The organism is Thermosinus carboxydivorans Nor1 (genome assembly GCF_000169155.1).
Classification (GTDB): domain Bacteria; phylum Bacillota; class Negativicutes; order Sporomusales; family Thermosinaceae; genus Thermosinus; species Thermosinus carboxydivorans.
In genome coordinates this window covers 98,739-123,115 of sequence record NZ_AAWL01000001.1, presented here as the reverse complement: position 1 = coordinate 123,115, position 24,377 = coordinate 98,739, and the positions used below count along the sequence as shown (strand labels likewise).

General features: G+C 54.2%; 24 protein-coding genes and 1 tRNA gene. 5 read left to right on the top strand and 20 right to left on the bottom strand.

What is annotated here, in order from left to right:
* The first annotated feature begins 55 nt into the window (after positions 1–55).
* On the top strand, positions 56–283 hold the full coding sequence (locus TCARDRAFT_RS00500; RefSeq protein ID WP_040682874.1) for a hypothetical protein: 228 nt from the start codon (positions 56–58) through the stop codon (positions 281–283).
* On the opposite strand, the gene TCARDRAFT_RS00495 is transcribed toward TCARDRAFT_RS00500, so the two are convergent.
* The 10 genes from TCARDRAFT_RS00495 to TCARDRAFT_RS00455 form a co-directional block, all read right to left on the bottom strand.
* Positions 280–3,009 (bottom strand): DUF1156 domain-containing protein, encoded by a 2,730-nt coding sequence (locus tag TCARDRAFT_RS00495; protein ID WP_007288050.1) that lies wholly within the window; start codon positions 3,007–3,009, stop codon positions 280–282. The genes TCARDRAFT_RS00500 and TCARDRAFT_RS00495 overlap by 4 nt on opposite strands.
* A 124-nt stretch (positions 3,010–3,133) precedes the next feature.
* A tRNA-Arg gene (locus tag TCARDRAFT_RS00490) sits at positions 3,134–3,210 on the bottom strand.
* Between the two features lie 351 nt (positions 3,211–3,561).
* Positions 3,562–3,852 carry a hypothetical protein gene (locus TCARDRAFT_RS00485; protein ID WP_007288049.1) on the bottom strand — a complete coding sequence of 97 codons (291 nt, stop codon included), beginning with the start codon at positions 3,850–3,852 and terminating at the stop codon, positions 3,562–3,564.
* Between the two features lie 166 nt (positions 3,853–4,018).
* A complete protein-coding gene (locus tag TCARDRAFT_RS00480; RefSeq protein WP_007288048.1) occupies positions 4,019–5,422 on the bottom strand; it encodes a nickel-dependent hydrogenase large subunit in 1,404 nt (467 codons plus the stop codon).
* Complete coding sequence (locus TCARDRAFT_RS00475) at positions 5,422–6,399, bottom strand: hydrogenase small subunit (protein WP_007288047.1); 978 nt, start codon at positions 6,397–6,399, stop codon at positions 5,422–5,424. Before TCARDRAFT_RS00475 ends, TCARDRAFT_RS00480 begins: the two co-directional genes overlap by 1 nt.
* Positions 6,400–6,419: 20 nt before the next feature.
* Positions 6,420–6,956, bottom strand: a complete 537-nt coding sequence (locus TCARDRAFT_RS00470) for a 4Fe-4S dicluster domain-containing protein (RefSeq protein WP_007288046.1) — start codon at positions 6,954–6,956, stop codon at positions 6,420–6,422.
* Positions 6,957–6,958: 2 nt separating this feature from the next.
* The gene (locus TCARDRAFT_RS00465; RefSeq protein WP_007288045.1) at positions 6,959–9,145 is read right to left on the bottom strand and encodes a molybdopterin-containing oxidoreductase family protein; all 2,187 of its coding nucleotides are present in this window, start codon (positions 9,143–9,145) and stop codon (positions 6,959–6,961) included.
* Between the two features lie 255 nt (positions 9,146–9,400).
* Positions 9,401–10,696, bottom strand: coding sequence for an NPN-dependent 2-hydroxyacid racemase, LarAH10 family (gene larAH10, locus TCARDRAFT_RS00460; protein WP_007288044.1), 1,296 nt, complete (start codon positions 10,694–10,696; stop codon positions 9,401–9,403).
* A 234-nt stretch (positions 10,697–10,930) separates the two neighbouring features.
* The gene (locus tag TCARDRAFT_RS15655; RefSeq protein WP_198003869.1) at positions 10,931–11,074 is read right to left on the bottom strand and encodes a hypothetical protein; all 144 of its coding nucleotides are present in this window, start codon (positions 11,072–11,074) and stop codon (positions 10,931–10,933) included.
* Between the two features lie 2 nt (positions 11,075–11,076).
* Positions 11,077–11,949, bottom strand: coding sequence for an ABC transporter substrate-binding protein (locus TCARDRAFT_RS00455; protein ID WP_007288043.1), 873 nt, complete (start codon positions 11,947–11,949; stop codon positions 11,077–11,079).
* A gap of 95 nt (positions 11,950–12,044) precedes the next feature.
* On the opposite strand from TCARDRAFT_RS00455, the gene TCARDRAFT_RS15395 reads away from it, so the two are divergent.
* The gene (locus TCARDRAFT_RS15395; protein ID WP_156784608.1) at positions 12,045–12,203 is read left to right on the top strand and encodes a hypothetical protein; all 159 of its coding nucleotides are present in this window, start codon (positions 12,045–12,047) and stop codon (positions 12,201–12,203) included.
* Between the two features lie 59 nt (positions 12,204–12,262).
* A complete protein-coding gene (locus TCARDRAFT_RS00450) occupies positions 12,263–13,333 on the top strand; it encodes a tetraprenyl-beta-curcumene synthase family protein (RefSeq protein ID WP_007288042.1) in 1,071 nt (356 codons plus the stop codon).
* Between the two features lie 49 nt (positions 13,334–13,382).
* Here TCARDRAFT_RS00450 and TCARDRAFT_RS00445 read toward each other — a convergent pair whose 3' ends face one another.
* The 3 genes from TCARDRAFT_RS00445 to TCARDRAFT_RS00435 form a co-directional block, all read right to left on the bottom strand.
* A complete protein-coding gene (locus TCARDRAFT_RS00445; RefSeq protein ID WP_232199060.1) occupies positions 13,383–14,882 on the bottom strand; it encodes an AAA family ATPase in 1,500 nt (499 codons plus the stop codon).
* Positions 14,879–15,412: a hypothetical protein gene (locus tag TCARDRAFT_RS00440; protein WP_007288040.1), complete on the bottom strand. Its 534-nt coding sequence runs from the start codon at positions 15,410–15,412 to the stop codon at positions 14,879–14,881. Before TCARDRAFT_RS00440 ends, TCARDRAFT_RS00445 begins: the two co-directional genes overlap by 4 nt.
* Positions 15,413–15,577: 165 nt before the next feature.
* Positions 15,578–16,705 (bottom strand): M20/M25/M40 family metallo-hydrolase, encoded by a 1,128-nt coding sequence (locus TCARDRAFT_RS00435; protein ID WP_007288039.1) that lies wholly within the window; start codon positions 16,703–16,705, stop codon positions 15,578–15,580.
* Between the two features lie 142 nt (positions 16,706–16,847).
* Here TCARDRAFT_RS00435 and TCARDRAFT_RS00430 point away from each other — a divergent pair, with 142 nt between their 5' ends.
* Positions 16,848–17,159, top strand: coding sequence for a hypothetical protein (locus TCARDRAFT_RS00430; RefSeq protein ID WP_040682872.1), 312 nt, complete (start codon positions 16,848–16,850; stop codon positions 17,157–17,159).
* Here TCARDRAFT_RS00430 and TCARDRAFT_RS00425 read toward each other — a convergent pair.
* From TCARDRAFT_RS00425 to TCARDRAFT_RS00415, 3 genes are all read right to left on the bottom strand, one after another.
* A complete protein-coding gene (locus TCARDRAFT_RS00425) occupies positions 17,148–18,296 on the bottom strand; it encodes a DNA polymerase IV (protein ID WP_007288038.1) in 1,149 nt (382 codons plus the stop codon). The two genes, TCARDRAFT_RS00430 and TCARDRAFT_RS00425, sit on opposite strands and share 12 nt — an antisense overlap.
* Positions 18,297–18,599: 303 nt before the next feature.
* Complete coding sequence (locus TCARDRAFT_RS00420; protein WP_007288036.1) at positions 18,600–19,121, bottom strand: hypothetical protein; 522 nt, start codon at positions 19,119–19,121, stop codon at positions 18,600–18,602.
* A 31-nt stretch (positions 19,122–19,152) separates the two neighbouring features.
* On the bottom strand, positions 19,153–19,833 hold the full coding sequence (locus TCARDRAFT_RS00415; protein WP_007288035.1) for a hypothetical protein: 681 nt from the start codon (positions 19,831–19,833) through the stop codon (positions 19,153–19,155).
* Positions 19,834–19,946: 113 nt separating this feature from the next.
* Between TCARDRAFT_RS00415 and TCARDRAFT_RS16130 the strand changes: the two genes are divergently transcribed.
* Positions 19,947–20,072 (top strand): hypothetical protein, encoded by a 126-nt coding sequence (locus TCARDRAFT_RS16130; protein ID WP_269635001.1) that lies wholly within the window; start codon positions 19,947–19,949, stop codon positions 20,070–20,072.
* Positions 20,073–20,196: 124 nt separating this feature from the next.
* On the opposite strand, the gene pfkA is transcribed toward TCARDRAFT_RS16130, so the two are convergent.
* From pfkA to hprK, 4 genes are all read right to left on the bottom strand, one after another.
* The gene (pfkA, locus tag TCARDRAFT_RS00410) at positions 20,197–21,156 is read right to left on the bottom strand and encodes a 6-phosphofructokinase (RefSeq protein WP_007288034.1); all 960 of its coding nucleotides are present in this window, start codon (positions 21,154–21,156) and stop codon (positions 20,197–20,199) included.
* A gap of 88 nt (positions 21,157–21,244) precedes the next feature.
* Positions 21,245–22,981, bottom strand: coding sequence for a phosphoenolpyruvate--protein phosphotransferase (gene ptsP / locus TCARDRAFT_RS00405; protein WP_007288033.1), 1,737 nt, complete (start codon positions 22,979–22,981; stop codon positions 21,245–21,247).
* 16 nt (positions 22,982–22,997) lie between these two features.
* On the bottom strand, positions 22,998–23,261 hold the full coding sequence (locus tag TCARDRAFT_RS00400) for an HPr family phosphocarrier protein (RefSeq protein WP_007288032.1): 264 nt from the start codon (positions 23,259–23,261) through the stop codon (positions 22,998–23,000).
* Positions 23,262–23,275: 14 nt separating this feature from the next.
* On the bottom strand, positions 23,276–24,184 hold the full coding sequence (hprK, locus tag TCARDRAFT_RS00395) for an HPr(Ser) kinase/phosphatase (protein WP_007288031.1): 909 nt from the start codon (positions 24,182–24,184) through the stop codon (positions 23,276–23,278).
* Between the last annotated feature and the right edge of the window lie 193 nt (positions 24,185–24,377).

Sequence of the window (24,377 nt, the reverse complement as noted above, 5' to 3'; positions counted from 1 at the left end):
CAGCGGGCGTAAAGCGCCTTCCTTAATAAACCAAACTGTCAGGAGAGTGAGCAAAATGAAGACCAAAGCGAATTTTGCCGGCAGTAAGAAAAACAGCACGGTCAATGACCATAGAAAAAAGATCATTCGCGGCAACGGCTGGACAATCATCCGCGACAGCTACGACGCGGTGACCATCCGGGTCGCCAACCCTGCCTGCCTTTCCAGCAGCGCCTATCAGAACGCCGTCAAAGCATTGGCCAATACCAAAAACATCCATATTATTTTAACCTACGCCAATTAACTTTCGTTAATAAAGACCAATTCACCCTGGGCAGAAGGTTCCATGGCAAACTGCGCCATCTTCTGCTCGATCGCCGGCCAGGATACGACTAGCGAATTGTAGGCTAGTCCCTCTTCAGCCCATCCTTTTCGCTCACAAATCGCGTAGAGGCGGTAAGCCAGCGCCCTGGCCTGTGCCACGCTGGCGCCGTCCAGGCAGTGAGCCAGCCGGGCGGCGGCGTCTTCGCCCCCGGAACCCAGTAGCGCTTTAAGAAGCTGCTGGACAACGCGCCAGGCAGTGATCCGGCGTTCATGCCCGGGCTGCCAATCATCAGCCAGTTCTTCCCACTTCAGCAACCTGACCTTACCTTTCGCCGTTGCCAACACGCCGTCACCCACCAGCCTTTCGACCGACGTGTTCTTGGCGCGAGCCAAGACATCGGCCGCGCCAAACGGTGCTTCGCGCAGGCCGAACTGCTCAAACCAGGCAACGCAAAAACGGGTGTCTTCGTCCAGCATGCCTTCCTGGGCCGCTAGATAGGCGTCAAATTCCTGATTGACAATCGCCAGTGCCGTCCGCACCGCCATCGGCTTGCCAGTGGCTTCATACACCTTGCTGTATTGAGAAAAGATGGCCATGCCAGGTCCTATTGCCGCCTGCGCCAGGTCTACTGGCGGAATGTTGCTTTGCTCCAAACCCTTCAGCGCGGCCGGCAGTCCGCGTTTGACAGCCGCTATGAACTCTCGCCGCGTTGCCACCGGAGCGTTAGGCGCTCTTTTTCGGCATACTAATACGATGGATGAAGCCAACGCATTTTTGGTCGTTTTGCGGCCCGTAACCCGTTCCGTCCGCAGCGGCCAGGTACAAACAATCTGCAGCCCGGTTTCGATCAGCACCCCCAAGATGCTTTCCCAGGCGGTATAATACCCCTCGCCCTTTTCCGTCACTTCCTGTTCTTTGAAGGCATAATAAATCGTCGCCGGATAATCGTCGTGCATGGCGGCATAGATATTTTTTACCGCTCTTGCCAGCTGGTTGCGGAAATGTTGACTGGCCCGCACCCTGTCACCGTCAAACCGGTGCCATGCCGCCACTATCTCCGCTGCTTTGGGCGTGGCTACCGTGGCAAACAGCTCCGGATAATCCTCTTTCAGCGCCTGGCGTAAAACGCCGTAGAAAAAGTCGGCGAAATCGGCGTAAGTAATACTACTGTAGTATGGCGGGTCGGTGGAAATCAGCCACTTGCCCGCATCGTCCCAGGCCGCGGTTGCATCCCTTTGTTCAGCCGTGCCATATCCTCCTCCCGGCAACAGCTCCAGACATTTGGGAATCCATTCCAACGACCCTTCCCAGCTCCCTGTTGAGCCGCTGAACGGGTTGGCTTCAGCATAGTCCCAAGCCATGGCCACCCCTTGTTCGGAAAAGGTCTGTTCGATGGTTTCCCGGTGGATATTCCAGATCGCAAACGAACTGAGCCGGTTGGCCAGACGCCCTACCGCCAGGGCAAGATAAGTCGCTACCGCTGTGGCGTAATCCTCATCGCCGCCATCCCGTAAACACTGCGCTTTGGCTTCCTTCACCAGCCCGGCAAAGGTCGCCAGTGCATAGCGCTGGCGCGGGTTATACAGCGAGCCGATAGAATCGTAGCCATAATTGGGCGGATTAAAATAACCTGAAATTCGCGCTGCTGCTAAGTCGGTTAAGAAATCGGACGGGGGAATGGACTCGTTATTCTCACTGGGCGAAACATATATCTTGCCTTCTTTGCCTGCTATCACCTGAGCAATGACGGCGCCGCCAATGCGGCCTTGCCGGCCTAGTTTCCTTATATAATCCAGGGGTACCGGCGTTCCGCAACAAATGCATATAGCACCTCGCCGGTTGACCGTTCCGGCGGGCGGTTGGCCCGGCCCTGTCCGCACAACAAAACTAACTTGCGCTTTGGCCCGGTCAACTTGCGGTTCAACCCAAACTTCTTGGCCTTTTTTGGCTGAAAGCAAAAATTTGCTGGCGAGCGGCATGTCACACCCGCAAGCCGGGTTAGGGCATTTAACTGTCCGCACCCACAACCAGGCAATTATCGTCCCTTCGCCGCCCGCGGCCGGCAGCTTTACTTTAGGATACAGGCGACCTAACCGTTTTTCCGCTTCATCCCGCAGCCACCGGCCGTAGTAGCGGATGTCGGCAGCCAAGCCTGCTGCTTTTTGCCAACCGTTGTTTGGGCCAGATTTTTCCCGGGCTACCGGGTTGACCGGCGGGCGGCCTGCGAATTTAGCCGGTAATTCGATTAAGGTCTTGGTAATCAGCACCGCTACCGGATTTAAATCGCTGCCCCGCGCATAGAGCCCTAGCCGCTGCGCTTCCAGCGGGATAGAGCCGCCGCCGCAAAAAGGATCGTATACCGGCGGCGGTTCGCCGCCTGTTGATTTTAATATTTCCGCGCGGGCCATTTCTAAAACTTGCTCATTACCGCTATTTTCCCACTTTACCAGGTCGCCGAGAATAGCAAACAGTCGCTGCCGCTCCTGCTCCTGAGCTTTTTCGTCAGGAAACTGCTCCGGATGGCTGGAAGGGTCGTCTACCAGCGAGGCAAACAGTACCGCCCGGCACACCGCAAGCGGCTTGCGCGACCACCATAAATGGAGCGTCGACGGATGGCCCTGACGGATAGACTTTTCGCGTGACGCGGCGTCGTTAATGACTTCTAGCGGGAGCGCCACTTCAATAAGCTTCTTTTTATATGCCACGCTATGCCTCCTGCCGTTTTTCTTGCCGCGCCGAGCTGCGGCAATGTGTTGGTCCACTTTCCGCTATCCCGTTATAACAAAAAGCACAGGCCTGGTAAAAGCCTGTGCTATTAATTCGCAAAAATGGCCTGCCCGAGAGGATTCGAACCTCTGACCTTTTGATTCGTAGTCAAACGCTCTATCCAGCTGAGCTACGGGCAGACATCCATTAGACCGGCTTTTTGTCTTGCCGACAAAAAGGATTATAGCATAATACGTTGACGGTGTCAAATTTTTTCGGATAGAATTTTTTATCCACAATATCCACAAGAGCAAACCCGCATAAATGCTGGTTTTTGGTAATTGTCCACAGGTCCGTCCCCCGTTTTTATCCACAGCCTGTCACAGACTGTTTGGGTTCATCGGTTGACTGTTACACCTTTGTTGCCCCGTCCCGTTCCCTTTTTATCCACATTTGTTGGCTCTTTGTGAATAATTCTGTGGATAACTCCTGCGTGCAACCGTCAAATAAAAAAGCCTGACCAAAGCTGGTCAGGCTCATACCGATCTGTCCTATACCAACGGCCGGCTCCAATCCACATACACGCCGGTATGCTCCCACAGCCGGGTCAGAGCCAATTTCAATTGTTCTACACTTTCCGTGGGAACGGCTACCGCATCCTTAAAGTCCCGCAGCGTCTTCTGCGCCATCCGGATAACATGCTTTCTCGACAGGAAAGCCTCTACCTGCCGCCGCTTGCCATCGTCAGCTAAAACTACCTTTATGGTCTTCGTGCCCGGGTCGTATTCAATATATCCGTTATCATTGTCATGATGAATGGCTACGCGGTATATTTCGCTCATTTGCAACTCCTCGCCTTTAGAAAATAGAATTTTTACATAATATACGGGTTGGAGCGCAAAAATCCTGCTTGCTGCTATATATTTTATATTTTCCCCCGCCAAAATGCGGGCTATGCACCGCACGATGAAACGCAGCCCGGAAACCCCCCGGGCTACTTCGTTTTGTTTACTTGACTCTGAATTGGTCCATCCGGCTTGACGGTTTTATAACATGTACGGCACAGGCTAAACAGGGGTCGAAGGAATGAACGGTCCGAACAACGTCGAGCGGGTTGTCGGCATCGAGCACGGGTAGCCCGATCAGTGCTGTCTCGAGCGGCCCCGGTTGTCCCGCCTTGTCGCGGGGCGAGGCGTTCCAGGTGGTCGGCACCACGGCCTGGTAACGCTCAATGCGGTAGTTGTTAATAACCACCCAGTGGCCGAGTGCGCCCCGCGGCGCCTCGGTAAGACCGACGCCGACGCCCATGTACGGTATTTCCACGGCGGCCTCGCACGGTCCGCCGATTTCCAATTCATCCAGCCACACTGGCAGCGTTTGGGCGACAAGTTTGGCTTCCAGCATGCGGGCGACGATCCGGTCCATCACCGATACACCGTTGGTATAGCGGCCGCTTATCCACATGCGAGCGAGCGGCCCCACTTCGCAGACCATGCCGTCGTAGCGCGGCGCCTTAACCCAACTATAGGCGCCCGCTTTGTTGCACTGGTCCTGGGTGACCGCCTCGGCCGGTTTGCCATCGCCAGCACTAGTATACCAGGCATGGGTAACGTCTTCGGTAATTTTTTCTTTGTCCAGCGTGACAAGTTTGCCATTAATATAGGCTCCGGGAGTAAATAAGAAGTCCCGGCCGGCGTCATCCAGCGGGAAGGCGCCGTAAACAAGGAAGTTGGCGGGACCGCGACCCAATTTGAAGTAATCGTTATACGCGGAGGCGATAACGCCCACGTCTTCCTGGTATTCGTTGTTGATAAAAGCGGCAACTTCGGCCAGCAGCTTGCGATAAGCGGCTATGCGCTCTTTGGTCGCATTCTGGGTGACACCGCCGGCAATGATCGATGCCTGGTGGGGCATTTTGCCGCTGAACTGGGCCACCATCTCATGGCATTTGCGGCGGATTTCAAGGGCCTTAAAATAGTGGCCAAGCAGCCGGTCGCTCGTTTCCTTGTTCAGGCGGTAGTCGCCGCTGTAGCGCGGAGCAAAGGGGGCGATATCCGGTCCCTGGACATAATCGGGTAGCGACAGCTGATAGAAGTGGATAATGTGCGACTGGAGGTAGTTGCCACCCAGGATGAGATTACGGAGCAGGCGGCCGTTGTGGGGTACGGCGACGCCGGTGACATCGTCAAGCGCCAGCGCGGCCGCCGTGGCATGGCTGACCGGGCAGACGCCGCAGATGCGCTGCGTTAAAAATACGGCATCCCGGGGGTCGCGGCCGGCCAAAATCGGCTCAAAACCGCGGTACAGCGTCCCGACGGCGTGCGCATCCGTTACTTGGCGGCCGTCAACGGTGACTTCGATCTTGAGGTGTCCTTCCAAGCGCGTAACGGGATCAATGGATATGCGACGCATTATTGTTCACCCCCGAAGATTTTCGTGTGGGGCGGCTGCGGCGACGGCGTGCCGGCCGGCCCGTACTCTTTAATTTTCACAAAGAAGGGCGCCGACGCATCAGGAAATTCCGGCCCGGTGCAGGACAGACAAGGCGAGTTGGCCCCAACGCACCAGTTAGCCCCGTTATTAAATTTCCGTTCGGCGCAGTCGCCAAAGGCCATTGGCCCTTTGCACCCCAGCTTATACAGACATCCCGGCTCAGACAGCTTTTTCGCAAACCGGCCTTGATCAAAGTCCGGCCGACGCTCGCAAATATCGTGGATGCTCTTGCCAAAGAACATGAGCGGCCGCTGCAATTTATCCAGTTCGGGCATACCGTACCGGATAAGATGGAGAAGCGTTCCCAGCACCCAGTCCGGATGGATCGGACAACCGGGCACATTGACGAGCGGCGTACCGCGAACAACGGCGCTGACCGCCTTGCTGGCCGTCGGATTTACGCCGGCAGCGGGAATGCCCCCGTAGGCGGCACAAGTGCCAACGGCCATGACGGCCTTGGCCTTAGCGGCCATTTGCCGGACCCGGTCAGCAAAAGGCACCGGCTGACCATTATGTTCGCCCAAGGTCGCGGTATGGCGACCGGCGGCTACCGGTACCGCCCCCTCCACCACCAGATAGTATTGACCGGCATACCGTGCACGGACTTCATCCAATACGGCCATAGCCGGCTCGCCGGCAGCGGCCATAAGGGTCTGGTGGAATTTCAAACTGATAATATCGGTTAGTACCTTGCCGATATCAGGCGCAACGCTGTTTAAGAGCGATACCGAACAGCCGCTGCACGAACCGCCCTGCAGCCACACTACGGGTGGGTGGCCGGCGGCCGGGCCGCTGAACGCCTCGACGATTTCGGCATGCAGGACATTGGACAGCCCCAGCGCGGCGCCGGTTGCCCCGCAAAGGCGCAAAAAGTCACGGCGGGTTAAGTTACGCATCCTTTATCCCTCCCGAGTGTTTAAAATATGTAAAGCAGTGTTGGTCTGCTGCCGAAGTCAGGACGCAGGGGCCGTGCTTTCGGCAGCAGTTTGGCGAATTCGCCCTGTGGGTTGTCCAAATCCCCAAAATAGCGCGCTTTCGTCAGACAAGTTTGTACACAGACCGGTTCGTGCCCCTTGGCCACTTCGGTCAGCAGGCACAGGGTGCACCCCTGGACAACACCCTCATCCGCGATATATGTGCGGACGTTGTACGGGCAGGCGGCAATGCAGCGCCGGCAGCCCATGCATTTATTCTTGTCGACAAGCGTGACCCCGGTCTCATGTTTATACGAAGCAGTCGTGGGACAGGCCGGCACGCACGGCGCGTCCTGGCAGTGCTGGCACTGAACCGGCAGGACGGTATACTTGACGTTCGGATATTTGCCCTCTTCTTTATCCTCAAAGCGGATCAAGGCGTTTTCCGGCGGCAGTTCGTTTTGGGTTTGGCAGGCCACCTGACAAGCAAAACAGCCAATACATTTTTTTACGTCAATAATCATCGCGTAACGCGGCATGCTTATTCACCCGCCTTTCGAATATGGACCGCCACTTCCATCATCATGGCATGCCCGGAGATAGGTTCGGTGCGGAAGGGTACAAAGTCGTTGGGATTGACGCCAAAGCCCCGTCCGATTTTAAGAAATGGCGCAAACCGCCCGTAGCCGGCCGGCAGGTACGCCGCATCCGGATGAATGCGCTCCGTCACCTTGGCCCGGACTCTACGGGTCGCCAGCGGCGAAGACACTTCGACCAGATCGCCGTCTTTGATGCCGAGTTTTTTCGCCCGGTCGGCGTTAATCCAAATGCGCTCAAGATCATATTTGCGGGCAATCGCCAAGAGGTAGGGGTCGCTAGCAGTTGCCGTATGGGACATGAAAGCCTGCTTGCCATGGATGAGAACAAACGTGTTTTTGTCGGCCTTGGTTAGCGGCGGCTGCCATTTCGGCAGCGGGTCGAAACCGTTGTCGGCAAAGGCTTTGCAGTAGAGTTCCACTTTCTTCGTTTCGGTCTTAAATTCGGGCACGCCCGGCTTCTGACCGCCCGGCAAACCAATGGTGCCCTTGGCCCGCAAATCGTCAAGCGTAATGCCCAGCGGCTTCACCATCGCAGCCGCTACTTCTTCCCGGGTAAAGTTGAAGTACTTTTCCAGCCCCATATAACTTGCCAGTTCGGTAATGATGTCGGCCAAATGCTTGGTCTCGGGGTGGATGACGTCAATCGCCTGCGAGCGCATGGTAACAGCCGGTCTACTGCCGGACAGACCGTCAGGCAGGTCCTCGCGCTCGGCCGGACTGCACTCAGGCAAGACATAGTGGGCGCACATGGCTGTTTCTGACCACTTAACATCGCACACAACCATCAGGTCAAGCTGTTTGTAGCCCTTCATCATAAATTCCGGGTCGGGCGCGTTGCGCACCGGATTAATCCGGTGTAAAAAGCCGGCTTTGGCCCGGCCCTCCATCGCCATCTTGGGCATGAGATGAACTATGCCCTGACTCGGCTGGCAGAGCGGGAATTCCCCTTTGATGCCGACGCCGTCGCAACGCGGGACCTTGGCTTTCGGCGGAGCAGGATATTTCTTAGGATCAAGCGAGCCCAACTTGGGCCCGACCGGAAACTTCATGCCGCCGTCTTGGCCGTAGTTGCCGAGCAGCGCGTTAACACAGGCCAGCGCGCGGAACATCTGGGTACCATTAGCGTAGTTGGTGCCGTTCGGAGCCTTGTAGCCCTGTTCGATGCAGCTGGCCGGTCGGTTTTGGCCCAAGCCGCGGGCAATCTCGTAAATGGTCGCGGCCGGGATATCGGTAATCGCGGCTGCCCACTCCGGCGTATACGGCGCCATGGCCTGCTTGAATTCGTCAAAGCCGACGCAGTAGTTAGTGACAAAATCCTTGTCATAGAGATCTTCCTTAATGAGCACATGGGCAATAGCCAATAGCAGCGCCAAGTCGGTACCGGGCCGGATGGGAACCCATTGCCCAAAAAGACAGGACGCATTATGCCGGGGGTCGACGATAATGATTTTGGCGCCACGCTCATGGGCGGCGACAAGATTGGCTACGCTTGACGGGGATAAACCTTCGGCGTAGTTGCGGCCCAAAAAGACGATATACTTGGTCTTACCGATGTCGGCCGTGGCCATGCCGCCGGTTGTCCATTTGTAGGCTACATCGCGGGCGGTACTGCACATCGAGTGATGGGACTGAAGCGTCGATGACCCGACAGCCGCCAAAAACCGGTCCAGATAAAATTTACCGGTCGGTCGGGGATTATGGGAAATAAAGAATTTTTCCGGCCCATGTTCGGCCAAGACCTGTTTGAGCTTGGCGGCAATTTCGGTGTACGCCTGCTCCCAGGTAATAGGCACATACCAGTTTTCGCCCATCCGTTTCATGGGGTGGGTGATGCGGTCCTTGTGGTACGCCAGCAGCATGCCGGCATGGCCGCGGGCGCACAACCGCCCTTTGCTGGCGGGATGATCTTTTTGCCCGCTCACTTTCCAGATCCGTCCGTTTTTGACATGCACCCACAGGCCGCAAGCGGCCGAGCAGGTCTCACAAATGGACGGAACCTTGGTTACCGTAGCGGCACTGGCCGTTTTCAACCAGTCACCGAAGGAAAAGGTTCCGCCAGCGCCCAAGACAGCGGCCGTTGTCGCCGCCGCTTTGAGAAAGGTTCGCCGGGTAAATCGTTTGGCCCACATTTCGTTCGCCTCCTTATAGATTGGTTTATCACAAAACTTGTGACCATTTTCACAATTCGGATTAGTATTTCTTATGAAAAAATAACGAAATTTTGATAGGTATTTTCTACATATCCGCACCCCATTTCCTACTGTGTTAACAGTCATAGGCAATCATAATATCTTATATAGTTATAATTATTTCTTGTACCAAGTAGGCCCAACAGCAATAAAGCTGCCCGGTCAGGCAGCAGCTTTATCTTTATTAATTATTGATTATTGCGTTTTAATTAGCGGCACGGTATTGGCGCCGTGGGGCATGACGGTGATCGTATAATCTTTACGCCCCAGTTTCGCCTCGGCGATGGCCAGTGCTTCCTCAAGTGAAGCGGCCGGGATCATGCCGGTCTTGGCAATAAAGTCCCGGTTTTCCGGCAAGGTAACGACAATATTGGGCGTCCGACGCACATATTCGCCGCATTTTAACGCCACAAACCCAGGGACGGTAAAGGCTTGGCGCAGAGCCAGCTCCCGGTCGTAGAGCGACTGATAATCAAACCAGCCGCTGAAGTCAGGCGGCTCGGCAATATCCGGACATGCGAGCACCAAAATGACCACCCCGCCGTCCTTGCAGGCCAGCATAGCGTTGTCCTGAGCCTTGGTCCCCTGGTACAGGTTGATGTCCTTGGGATACCCGCCGGCGCTGGCAATGACCAGGTCAGCCTTTCCCGTGACCGGTACGCCGAAGATGGCTTCGACCGTGCGGCAGCCTTCCTCCCAGGCGGCGCGCCAGTGGCCGGCCACAAACCCGGCGAACTGGCCGTCAGCCGTCATTATCGCATTTAGTAAAAAGGCGGGATTAAGCATGGCCGCAATTTCCATTAAATCTTCATGCATAGGGTTGCCGGCCAGTTTGCCGCTGTCACAGTGGGGATTTGTCCCTTTGCCGATCTCCGGGTGCAGACAAAAATTATGGTTAGCCTGAATAGTTTGATAGCTGGCGATGCCTGGCACAATGCTCTTGCGGCCACCGCCAAACCCGGCCATCGAATGATAGACAATGCCGCCAGTCAGGATGACTTTGTCGGCGCCGACCACATGGCGATTGAGACAAGCCCGCACGCCGCGACTGGTGACGCCTACATAGACAAAGTCATCTTCGTCCAGAGCATAGCTTTGCAAAATGCGGATCCGGCTAACCACTTCCTGGCCATAGGTTGCCACATGCTCGGCCTCACTGTGCCGCCGGTGCGCGCCAAGGGCGACAACAAGAAAGATATCGTCATCAGGAATCCCGGCGCCATTCAGCTCGTCCAGCAGGACGGGGAGAAACTGGTCTTGTTTTAGCCACGCCCGCGTTACATCGCTGGCAACGATCGCCACCTTGTCACCCGGTTTTATCACCTCCGCCAGCGGCGGTGCGCCAATCGGACGTCGCAGCGCGGCCTGCACCGCCGCCCGAACGTCGCCAACCGGCTGCACCGGCCTTCCTTCGATAACTGCCAGGATTTTTTCGTCGGGCAGCGTGACCGGCAAGGTCCCCTTGCCAAAACCGAGATGAAAGGTTGCCATACCTTTAGCCTCCTTTAATTTGCGGAAAAGCCCAGGGCAAATTTCCGGCAGAAACTTGCCCTGGGACCTATCTGGCAAAATTCAAACATATAATATTATAGCAACCGGCAAAAGACAGGGTCAAGCAAGAGCGCCAAAACCTTGCGCTCCGCTATTGGCAAACTGTCCCACAGCATGCGGCACGCTTCTACGACTAGCGCAAAACACCGGGCTGTAGCCCGGCGTTTTGCCGTGTTACTTTGCTTTTTTCAGGTAGCTGGTATCAATAATCTGCTTGGGATCAGGCTTAGTGTTAATAATCTTCTTATCGTAGTACAAGTTGATAATCTTATTCATGTTATCGTAGAAAACGCCGGGTTTATCGGCATCACCGAACATCTTCACATTATCCTGGTAATTGATAAGCTTAATTCACCCTGCAGGTTCTCCTTCATTTCCTGCTCGCTTATCTTCAAGCCCTGGGCCATGATTTTATTGCCTTCATCCGGATTGGCGGCATACCAGTCCATGGCATCCTTCATGGCATTGACCACGCCCTGCAGGACGTCCGGGTTTTCCTTAGCAAAATCGGCATGGAAGGCGATGGTGTCAACAATCAGCCCGGGAAAGTCTTTGGAGGTAGCCAGCACTTTGCCTTTGCTTTCCTTGGTCGCTTTGCTCAGCCACGGTTCCCAGGTGACAGCGGCGTCAATTTTGCCGGAAACAAACGCCGCCCCGGCATCACCACCGGTCATCTGCACAATTTTTATGTCTTTCTCCGTCATGCCTGCTTTGTCCAGCACCATAGTCAAAAAGACATGAGAGACCGTGCCGTAGTCAAAAGCCACTTCTTTGCCCCTGAGGTCCTGTACCGAATTAATGCCGGACTTCACCAGGATCCCGTCGCCGCCGGCCGAGTCGGCAAGGGCCCAGATAACTTTCACAGGCAGTCCGGCCGCAACGGTCTGGGAAACAATATCAAACGTGATAGCCAGTCCGTCAACTTTTCTGCCAGCCAGCGCTTGCTTGCGCTCAGCAAGCCCCTGGATCATCTGAATATCCATGTCAATGCCGTATTTCTTGAAAAAACCCTTGTCGCGGGCAATAAATAAGGGGCCAAATCCCGACCAGGTAGAAATAGCGATTTTGACCTGCTTAGTCTTGGGCGCTGCTGCTTGCTGCGGCTGCTGGCCAGAGCTGCACCCGGCCGCGAATACGACAACAAACAGCATAAGCGTAAGTATAGCGGTAAGTTTAAACCACTTTTTCGACACACTCTCCACTCCTTCATTATATTAAAGTATTACTATGATAATATGACGTATTGGTGTAATATTCCTGCCGAAAATAAAAAAATGTGGGATCAAGCTTGACTTATTTAAAAATTGACTTATTTCAATTTTCTTTAGTTGAAGGTAATGCCGGCCTACCCGCGAAAATACCAAAGCAGGATATTTATCAAGGCTTTGCCAAGCCGCTGATGGCAAAACATCGAACTTATCAAAAAATTCCTCTAGCCATCGATTAGTCAATCAACTCGAGAGGTAAAATATTCGTAGATTACCTCAGCGGGGGGGAGGAATAACGGTGGTACGCCAACTTGCCAGCCGCGCCGCCAGTCTCAGCCTCATCCTTAAATTCGTCGGCCAGGTTTTTCCCATGGTGAGCCGCGAACTCGCCAGCTGGCGCGAACATGCCGGCCGCCGGGCTTGTCCCCAGCTTGCCGAACAAGCCCTAGCCAGCATTCGCGACAAAAAATTTCACTGCCAGGGAGGCAGCATCTATAGCTTATATGAGGGCGTATCCACCCCTGATTTTATCCGGTTGGTAGTGGCGCTCCAGACCATCAGCGATTATCTGGACAACCTCTGCGACCGCGCCGGCGTTAGTGATGAGGCGGCCTTTCGTCAGCTCCACCTAGCCATGACCGATGCCCTCGACCCCAGCGCGCCGCTACATGACTACTACCGCCATTACCCGTTTCGCAACGACGGTGGCTACTTGGCTGCCCTGGTCCGCACCTGCCAGCAAGAAACCGCCAAACTGCCGGCTTACCTATTGGTAAAGCCCCATGTCCTGCGCCTGGCCGGCCTGTATAGCGAGCTCCAAACTTACAAGCACCTGGACCCGGCGGTGCGGGAAGCGAAGATCCACACCTGGGTCGCCTGCCACCTCGGCGCCTATCCTGGCATCTCTGGCTGGGAGTTCGCCGCCGCCACCGGCTCAACGCTGGGGATGTTTATGCTATGCGCCGCCGCGGCCAACCCCCGCCTTACGGCGGCACAGGCCCAAAGTTTTGACGCCGCTTATTTCCCCTGGATTTCTGGGCTCCATATCCTCCTCGACTATTTTATCGACGCAGCGGAAGACCGGGCCCACGGCGACCTCAACTTTGTGGCCTACTATCAGAGTGACGCCGAAATAACACAGCGGCTCACCCTTTTTCTGCGTGAAGCCCTGGCCAGAGCGGCGGCCTTGCCTGCCCACCCCTTCACGGAAACAGTCATCTACGGTCTGGTCGCCATGTACTTATCCGACCCAAAGACCGAAGCGCCCCGCGAGCGGGCCATTAAGCAGGCGCTACTCGCTGCCGCCGGTCCCTACGCCAGATTTGTCCATAATCTCTGTCGCCTGCTGCGGCGGGGAAAAATATTGTAGAAAATAGGCAAACAGCAGGTTCAGCCTAATTCGCTGACCTGCTGTTATTTTACGCACATTGACTATAGCCTGCTTCGCCAAGCATGGCCCGCAGCTCGTCGCCGGCGATACTCTCGCGTTGCAGCAGGGCGGTGACCACCCTGTCGAGCGCTGCTTTCTGGTCGCGCAGAATGGCGCGTACCCCTGTCTCCACGTCGCTTAAGATAGCCGTAATGGCGTTGTGCAGTTTCTCTTTCGGTATATCCTCAGGCGAGACAATCCCCAGTTCGGACATACCGCCGAAAATAATCTGCTTGGCCAAATCGGCGGCTTGCTTAAAGTCATTGCCCGCACCCGTACTGCGGTTACCGAACTCCAGCTCCTCCGCCACCGCCCCGGCTAGCGCCACGGCGATACGGCCGCGCAAGTAATCGGCGGTATAAAGGTACATGTCATCTTGTTGGGTCTGGCGCACATAGCCCAGGGCATTGCCGCGAGAGGCTACATTAACGCCGGCGACTGAGCCGGGCTCAATAAACTCGCTGACAATGGCGTGGCCGGCTTCATGCACGGCGATGCGGCGTTTTTCCGCCGCACTTGGCAGACGGTCAAGCTTCTCGCCCATAATCACTTTATCCACCGCCGCCCTGAGGTGCTCGCGGGTAATTTGGGCCGCCCCTTCCCGCAGGGCGATAATGGCCGCTTCGTTAGCCACGCTTTCTAGATGGGCACCGGAGAAACCGAAAGTGTCCCGGGCAATCTCGTCAAGCGAAACGTCCTCGGCCAGCGGCTTATTACGGGTGTGGAGCTGCAGAATGTGCAGCCGGCCCGTTTTGTCCGGCAAATCAACCTTTACCTGCCGGTCAAACCGCCCCGGTCTGAGCAGGGCCGGGTCGAGAATATCCAGCCGGTTGGTTGCGCCGATAACCAGCAGCCGGACGTCATCGTCGCTCGATAAGCCGTCCATCTGGACCAGCAGTTCGTTGAGCGTCTGGTCATATTCCAAATGACCATGGTGCTGGCCCCGCTTGCCGCCTAACACCTCAATCTCATCAATAAAGATGACGGCGCTCGTCTTGCCTTGCCGCATAGCCAGGGTGCGGGCCTGCTTGAACAGCTGGCGCACCCGCTGGGCGCCCACGCCCACATACATTTCGACAAACTCAGAGCCGCTGGCGGCAATAAAGACCGAGTCCATATACTTGGCCGCCGCCTTGGCCAAAAGCGTTTTACCGGTACCGGGCGGCCCGCTGAGCAGGATGCCCTTGATGGGCCTGATGCCCAGGCTCTTAATCCGCTCTACATCTTTAATAAAGTCAAGGGCTTCACGCAGCTCTTTTTTGGCCACTTCCTGGCCGCCGATATCTTCAAAGTCAATAAGCCGTTCCTCACTGCCGCGTCCGCCCACGACGGCGAAGGATTTACCGCCCGGACGGTTAACACCCATATACACCGATGCAGCAATCAGCCCCAGCACAAACAAAACCGGCAGAATATTTACTCCCTGCCACAGGAGGTACAAAATCACTCCTGTCGCAATACCTGTGCCAACTTCCAGGAAATACATCATTTCACCTCCCGGCTGTCAACTGTTCGAGGCACCACTTCGTACATTTCACCGCCGTCTTTAGTCAATTTCAGATAAACATGGCGGGCGTCGACATAAGCCTGGACGGCTACGCCGTTTTGGGCGGCCTGCTCCTCTAGGCGTTCGGCCATGAGGGCGAAATTGCCGGTAAAAATAGCCTCCTGGATGAAATAGTGGACTCTGTAATAAAACTGTTCTAACTCAGGCGTCCGATTGTCATGAATTATGATTTTAAAACCTCTGCTGCCTAAAATTTGCCTGCAGCCATCGGTAATTTCGCTATATGTCTTCGGCAGATTACCTACCTGGCGCAGCATAACGTGAATTTTAACGTCCTCTTTTTTCGCCCCCTCTTCCCAGGTGGCGCGTTCCACCCCGTCAATACCCTGCAGCATTTTATCAAGCGGTTTGGCTACGGCGTATTTCTGCCACAGCACTTGGCCGCCGGCAAGCAGAGCGATGGTAAGCACGACCGAAACTAAACCGATAAACCAGTTATATTTTCGTTGCATCTTCTCCCTCCTACACGGCAAGCCATAAATCGACATTATTATACCACTTTTCCGTCGATAAGGGGAAGCTATAGCGCAGGTGATATACAAATATCAGATAAGATTATATATATTTTGTTGCCGATAATATAGAAAAAGCTGCGCCATAGGCGCAGCTTCCATTATTTACTTATTCATTTGCGCTGCCGTCTGGATGAGCGCTACCACCAGCTCGGCCGTCTTATACAGGTGTTCTTCCTTAATAAACTCATCCGTAGTATGAACCTTGTTCATACCGGTGCCCAGCACTGCCGTCGGTACACCATAGCTATTGAAGAAATTGGCGTCGCTGCCGCCGCCGGTGCCCGTCAGCTTAGGCTCAAGACCGATGCTTTCCGCCGCCTTCCTAGCCAGCGTCACAACCGGTGCGTCAGGCGACAAAACATAGGGGTCGTAGGCTTTCGTCACTTTCACTTCCGCCCGGGCGCCATTCGCCGCCGCCACCCGTTCAAAGGTCGTTACCATGTGCTCGGTCTGGGTCTCGAGTTTCGCCAGGTTGCGGCTGCGGGCCTCGCAAGTAATTTCCACCCGGTCGGGCACAATGTTGGTGGCGCCGCCGCCTTTAATATTGCCGACGTTAGCCGTCGTTTCTTCGTCAATCCGACCATCCTTAAGCTCGGCCAGGGCCTTGCCGGCAACGACTATGGCATTAACGCCTTCTTCCGGAGCCAGGCCGGCATGGGCACTCTTGCCATGAATGACGACACTAATTTTATTTTGACCAGGCGCGGCGACAATAATCTTGCCCGGTTCGCCGCTGGAGTCGAGGGCATAGCCCAGATCGGCCTTGAGCCAAGCCGGATCCATATTCTTGGAACCATTCAGGCCGCCTTCCTCGGCTACGGTAAAGACCACCTGAATGTCACCATGCGGCAGCTGCTGCTCGCGCACGACGCGCAGCGCTTCCATAATGGCTTCTACCCCGGACTTATCGTCACTGCCAAGGATGGTGTCGCCGGCCGAAGTAATAATGCCGTCTTTCAGCACCGGCTCAATGCCGGCGCAAGGCTCAACGCAGTCAAGGTGGGCGCTCAGCATTAAAACCGGCGCCGTCGGGATAGAGCCCTTAAGGTAGGCGAAAACATTGCCGCAGTTGCCGCCGATTTTCTCGCCCACATTATCTTCCGTCACTTCCAGGCCGAGTGCGGTAAGCCGCGTTTTTAACAGATCGGCCACTTCCCGTTCGGCTCTGGTCGAACATTTGATTTTAACCAGTTCAAAAAACTCGGCCAGCATCCGTTCCCGATTGATCATACCATAAAACCTCCTCTTGGCGTTTACACTACCAAAATTAGCCGCAGGCTGGCATATTCCTCCTTTCCTTGCGTCCCAGGCATGGAAAAAGTATGCTCCGGCGCATACTAACGGCGAACTCCCTTTAGGAAGGAAGATGCCCATGCCCAAAGTCGTCGCTCTCCAGGCCCATATGGGAGCCCTTGCTGAGCTTTTGCGCCGGAAAGGCTACACGGTCATCGATCTTTATGAAGCCTGCCGACCAGGCGTCAAGGTAGACGCTTTACTGTACACGGGCTACCATCCCGATATGGCCACCTCCTTTAGTAGTGTAACCGAAACGGCCGATATTACCATTGGTGCTGGCGCCTTGGAAAACCACCCCGCGCCGGTGCGGGTCAATATCACCGGCCTGCGTCCCGAAACCGCGCTCGCCGCCCTGGAAGAACGGCTACGCCGCTTTTCACCTCAGTAGCCGCCCCCGCGTAATAATCCCCGTCCCAAAGCGCTCACGCAGTTTGTCAACGGCCCGGTAAACGGCCTGCCGCTTATCGTCATCGCCACCAAAAAGCGCGAGCTGTCCGCCGCCGTGGTGGAGATGCGACACGGTCACCCCGAGCAGCCGCACCCCTTCGGTCAAGGTAACGGCATCAAGCAGTCGGCGCGCGGTGGCAAAAATGGTTTCATCCAGATTAGTAGGCTCGCTTAGCGTCCGGCTGCGGGTAAGGGTGCGGAAAGACGCAAACCGCACCTTGAGCGTGATGGTGCGGCCGGCATAGCCGCCGGTTCTTAGCCGCCAGCCGATCTTTTCCGCCAGCGCTAACAGTTCGGTCTCCATTTCTTCCCGGCGAAAAAGATCCTCGGCAAAAGTCACTTCGTTGCCGATCGACTTCGGCTCCTGGTATGGAATAACCGGCCGGTCGTCAAGGCCGCAGGCCAGCCGCTGTAAATCACGGGCCGCCTTGCCGCAGTACTTTTCCAGCAGGCTTGTCTCCACCGCAGCCAGTTGACCGATGGTAGTAATCCCCACCCGGGCCAGCGCTGCCGCCGTCGCCTCCCCTATGCCCCACAGGCGGCTCACCGGCAGCGGGGCCAAGAACGCCGCCGCTTCCTCCGGCCGTATCACCGTCAGCCCGTCCGGCTTATTGAGGTCGGAGGCCAGCTTGGCTAGAAACTTATTGGGGGCAACGCCGGCGGAAGCCGTGAGCTTCACTTCCTCCCGGATGGCGGCCTTGATGGCTCGGGCGATGGCCACCGGGTCAGGGTACAAAAGTTCCATACCAGTGACGTCCAAAAAGGCTTCATCCAGCGCCAGCGGCTCCACCAGCGGTGAAAACCGGTCGAGGATTGCGCGGATTTGGGCCGATATGCGAGCATATTTATCGTGGTCAGGCGCCAAAAAGACGCCGTGCGGACAACGCCGCCGCGCCTCGGCCATCGACATGGCGGAACGTACGCCAAACTGCCGGGCCTCGTAGGACGCGGTCGCCACCACGCCCCGGCCGCCCACGCCGCCGATAATCACCGGCCGGCCCCTGAACTCGGGATTGTCGCGCTGCTCAACCGCGGCATAAAAGGCATCCATATCCACATGAATAATCCAGCGCTGCATATTATCACCCGCTTGGCTTGCTTTTACTCTTATCATAGAACGCAAGTTCGTGATTGTAAAGCCTATCCAATAAACCAACACTAGCACCACGTAAAAAGCGGCGACCTTTGCGAACGCCGCCATCGCATATCTGTTCGCTCGCGATTTTTTTACTGATAATCGCTGTGCATCTTCACAATCTCGAGGCCGGTTTTAATATTCATATCATCCGTGTTCCCTTGCTCCGACTTTAAAGCGTACTTGTTTACTATCGCTAACATTATGCCCCCTGATTGGCGTTTTTCATTAGCGGTTTAGCCCGGCTTAACCTTTAATAATCATGGTCAGCACACTCGCAAGCTCGTCCCCCAAGAGGCCCGACAGACTGTCCAGCATGGATAAAGCCGCCCCGCCGTCGGGCGCCGTCACCGTTTTGTCCACAATATAGGCGTTAGCGGCGCTCGAATAGGCCTTAATATCCAAGGTTACGTCCAACGGATGGACGGCCAGCAGAATGATATAGTTTACATGCCGCGCCTTGGCGTAAGCGGTGAGCGCGTCCGGCGTAGCGTCAGCCGCCGTCGCCACATTGTACCGCTTGAGCTCGCGCAGCACCTCGTTGCCGCACTGAACTTCACTGCCCAAAAAGAGGGCGTTGACTTTGTAGCGGATGACCTCGTTCAAGGCTTTGTTCAGCATATCCAGCCCCGGCACATAGCGACCGGAGGTATCAATATACAGGGCTATGGCGGCCAGGGCGTTATCGTCGGTAACGCCGGCAAAAGATATCGCCGGACTGGCGACCAGCAGAAAGATAAGCGCGCTGAGAACAATCTTAACTTTCATATTCCCCATTCCTCCATTTACGTTGTTCTATCTAGTCGAGAAATTGGCGCAGCAACGCGAGTAGTTCCCCCGGCCCATGATAAGAAACATGAAGATACAGGACGCCGCTGCCGGTTGTCACCGCATCTACGGCAATTAGGTCGACCAGACTGCGACCGGCAAAGGTGACTGTCCTTAGCGGCGATTGGTCAATATACGGCCTGAAGTCGACAACCAGCAGATTGCCGTCAAAACGCGCGACAAAATAATCGCCGGCGCCGGTTAACGGATTGCCGAACAATTTGACAAGCGCCCCCAGGCTCAAATGCGAAAATAGCCATGAAGCGACGGGTCGGTCGCGCAGCGAGCGTTTGCCGACCGCTACCACCATCTGCGACTCGTCCTGGTTCTGCACGAATTTCATAATCCGGCCTTCGACCACGACGCGTCCCGTTTGTCTGGCCGTAAAGGCCAACCTGAGTTTATTGTCCGGCAGAATAGTAACGCGAGCCTCCGTAATGCCCGGAAAGTTCGCCAACGCCCCGGCAAGGTACTCATTGACTACCTCCTCTGGGACTGCCACCACTCCCTGCCTGAGCTGATCAAGCGTTTGAGCATTCAAAAATTCCTTTATCGTCGCTACCGCCGCCGGGTCCAACCAGCCAAAAGCCTGCACCGGTCGGCAAAGCAGCAGTAAAACCAGTAGCATGGCGAGCCAACGTTTGATCGGCATTACCGCTGCCTCCTTTACTGGGTCTTTATTCCTATACTATAATATCGCAACCAGCTGTATGATGCCAACCCTTTATGCGCACAATAAACCATATAGGCAGAGGAGGTAACACCATGATTAAGCACGGCGCGGGTCCCACCGCCCAAAGCGCCAATCAGGCAGCAGAAGCCCAGCAGGGCAACCTGCGGGTCAATGGCCATCAACGCATCACGCGGAACAAAGCAAAAGAGCAGCATTAATGCTCAAGGGCCTGCTGATGATTGCATCAGCAGGCCCTTGGGACTGATCAAAGGGATTGAAGCGAAAAACAATAGCCGGCTCGATCGTCTTCTTCCTTCTAAAGCGGTTCTAATTGGTCTTTTACTAGATTGACAAACTATGCGCCAGTTCATATAAAGACAACGGTAAACTATGCGGTCGGCTTACAGCCTCCTCCAAAGGTACTGCAACCATTTGATTGTTTTGTACCGCTACCATAACTCCGGTCTTTCCTTCCACAAGAAAATCAACGGCCGTTGCTCCCATCCGGCTGCCAAGTACCCGGTCAAAAGCGGACGGAGTCCCGCCACGCTGGATATGCCCAAGCACAGTGACTCTTGTTTCAAAACCCGTTCGCTCACGGATAATTTCGCCAATTTTATTGCCGGTGGCAACTCCTTCCGCCACAATAATAATACTGTGTTTTTTACCCCGTTTTTGTCCTTGAAGTAACCGCGAAATGATATCGTCCATATCTGCTTCGGTTTCCGGAATTAGAATAGACTCAGCCCCACCAGCCAAACCAGACCATAAAGCAATATTTCCTGCCTGTCTTCCCATTACCTCAATCACATAGGTCCGCTCATGAGATGTTGCCGTATCCCTAATTTTATCAATCGCCTCAATCACCGTATTCACCGCAGTATCAAAACCAATCGTATAATCCGTGCAGGCAATATCATTATCAATCGTGCCGGGTATACCAACGGTGGGAAAACCCATTTTCGCCAGTTTAAGCGCCCCGTTAAATGATCCGTCGCCCCCGATGACAACCAGTCCATCAATCCCGTTTTCCTTTAAACGGCTGAGGCCCTGTTTCTGACCATCCTCCGTCTTAAATGCCTCGCAGCGGGCAGTTTGCAGAATAGTCCCTCCCCGATGGATAATATCTCCAACACTGCCCAAGCTCAAAGGAATATAGTCACCTTCCATTAAGCCTTGATATCCATGCTTAATCCCTACTACTTCCAGTTGCTTGAATATCCCTCTTCTCACTACCGCCCGAATGGCCGCATTCATACCAGGAGCATCTCCGCCGCTTGTCAAAACGGCTATTTTTTTCATTTTACTCCCTCCCAGCCGCTTTCTATACCCTTATGAGGTACAAACCGAATTTTTATAAGCAGTCCTGCATGTGGGTAAATTCCGCTGCTCACCGCAACGTAACAATAGCCGAAACCGCTTGTTCCACAAAATCTCTTATTTCTTTGGCATCATCCATCTTTAGGACAGCTTGGGCAATGCGCTGCGCATCTTTTTGCGTTAACTGCCTTAATAAAGCACGGGCAGGTAAAATTGCGTTTGCGCTCATACTAAATTCATCAAGGCCCATGCCCAGCAGGATGGGAATTGCAGCTAAATCGCCAGCCATCTCCCCACACATTCCAACCCATTTTCCCGCTTTATGCGCCGCCGCAATCACCCCTTGGATCAAGCGCAGCACCGCTGGATTAAACGGTTGATAGAGATAAGATACTTTTTCATTCATACGGTCAGCAGCCATAGTATACTGAATCAGATCATTTGTTCCGATACTGAAGAAATCAACTTCTGTTGCGAACTGATCGGCTAAAACAGCGACGGCAGGAATTTCAACCATGATGCCGACTTCCATTGCTGTGTTAAAAGGAATGTTTTCACTGGCCAATTCTTGTTTAGCCGCTTCAAGAATCTGGTTGGCTGCTCTAAGCTCCTGCAACGTGGCAATCATCGGGTACATCAGTTTGATGTTTCCATAGGCACTGGCGCGCAAAATCGCTCGAAGCTGGGTCTTAAAAATTTCAGGCCGGTCGAGGCAAAGGCGAATAGCACGGTATCCTAAGAAAGGGTTTTTTTCCTTAGGCATATCCATATATGATAATTCTTTATCGCCGCCAATATCCAGGGTGCGAATGACTATCGGCCGTTGTGCGCCAAACATGGTCACAACTGTTTTATAGGCTTCAAATTGTTCTTCCTCGGAAGGGAGTTCATTTCTGCCCATATATAAAAACTCTGTCCGAAATAAGCCGATTCCTTCAGCGCCGTTGGCTACCGCCCATTTGGCATCTTCCGGATTGCCAATATTTGCTACTAGTTCTACTTTTGTCCCGTCAAGGGTAATCGAAGGCTCGTTTACCAGCTTTTTGGCTTCTTTTTGCCGCTTTATAAATTGAGCTTTCTTTTCCCGGTATTGTTCGATCAGTTCATTGGGCGGGTTAATAAAAACAGTTCCTTCATTACCATCAACAATCACAAAATCTCCCGGTCTAACTTTTGCCGTAATATCCATCAGCCCGACAACTGCAGGAATTTCCAGCGAACGGGCCATGATGGCGGAATGCGAAGTACGCCCGCCGCTATTTGTTACGAAACCAACCACCTTGTTCCGGTCTAACTGGGCCGTATCCGAAGGGGTCAAATCATGAGCGCACAAAATGACATTCTCAGCAATATCAGCCAGATCAACCGACTGTATACCCTGCAAACGCTTGAGAAGGCGTTGGCTGACATCCCGCAAGTCAGCGGCCCGTTCCCGAAGATACTCATCTTCAATGCAGGCAAACATGTTTAAAAAATGGTCGGTCACCTCTTTAACAGCCGCTTCTGCATTGATTGCCTCCGCCACAATCTTTTGTTTGATATTGCCGATATATTCGGGATCAGTAAGCAGCATGATATGAGCCGCAAAAATGGCAGCTTTATCGTCACCAAGTTTTTGACGGGTCTCCTCCTGTATCTTTTCAATTTCCCGAATCGCCTGACAGAGTGCTTTTTCAAGGCGATCTATTTCCGCCCCTGTGTCTTCCGCCGCGATGTTTTGTTTAATTACCGGTATTTCTTTTTCTTGTAATAAAAAGGCTGTCCCCAAAGCATAGCCAGGCGCGGCCGCAATTCCCCGATATTGCATCGTTGTCCCCCTCCTTTTACTCCGTCAATGCCTCCAGAAAGTCACCAATGACTTGCAACGCTTCCGCAGCTTGCTCGCCTGCCGCAACGATAGTTAACTGCTCGTTTGGCCCTATCCCCAAGGCAATTACGCTCATGATACTTTTCGCATTGGCCTGTTTGTCCCCTTTGCGCAAAGTAATTTCACACGGAAAGGCGCTAGCCTTTTGCACCAGCAAAGCGGCCGGCCGCGCATGCAGGCCGTTAGCATTTTTAAGCATTACTGTTCTTTCTATCATCATCAACATTCCCTTCGTTAAATATTGTTTTTATTTATTGGCGCTAATCTTGGACGATAGCCGGCTTGATAACCTCGTAACCGCTGCTGCATCACGGCAACTTCGATCATGCTGGCCATATTTCGTCCCGGACGGACCGGCAACGTGATTTCGGGAACAGCAATCCCTAAAATCTCGCGCGTCTGAGGAGGGTCAAACCCTAAGCGGTCGTACATTTTCCCTTGTTGCCATTCCTCCAGATGAACAATTAAATGAATATCCTTCTCATCCCGGACGGAACCTGCACCAAACAACAACGTGACATCCAAAATCCCCAACCCTCTTAGTTCGAGCAAATGGCGAATATGACTTGGAGCAGTACCTCGTATATTCTCTTCGTCGACCCGCCGCACTTCCACAGCATCATCGGCCACTAACAAATGTCCATCTTTTATGAGTTCCAACGCTGTTTCGCTTTTACCGATCCCACTTTCCCCGGTAATTAGGACACCTACGCCATATACATCTACCAGTACACCGTGAATAAGCATACTGGGAGCCAAACGATTGGTAAGATAGCGAATTAAAAGAGAGAATAGGCGAGTCGTAGAACGATGCGTCGTTAACAGCGGAATATTACGTTCATTGGCTAACGCCAATAACTCCACAGGTACCGGCAACCCACGGGTAACAATTACACAAGGGACTTCAGGAACCATTACCCGGGCAAGACGTTCCCGCCGCATCGCCTCGTCAAACTGTTGAATAAGTCCTAGCTCAGTTCGTCCGTATATCTGGATACGCTTTGGTGTCAAATACGTTAAAAAACCCATCAATTCCGCACCAGGGCGTTTTAAGCTATAATCCGTAATTTCTTTATTTAATCCACCATGTCCCGCTTTAACCTCAAATTCGAATTCGTCTACCAGTTGATTAACCTGCAGCATTTTGACCACTCTTCTTATTCTTTAGTAATGTGTCTACCTGGAAAATCGTTAAAGGCAACCACAGAGGACACGGAAAATAGTTTTTAAATTTTGCGCGATGAATATCACGTCTCTGCGTCCTACCCTAAAAAGCGTTAAACCGCAAAGGACGCAAAGGGCTACGTGCGCGACAGTTGTCGCGCGAGAATCGGTT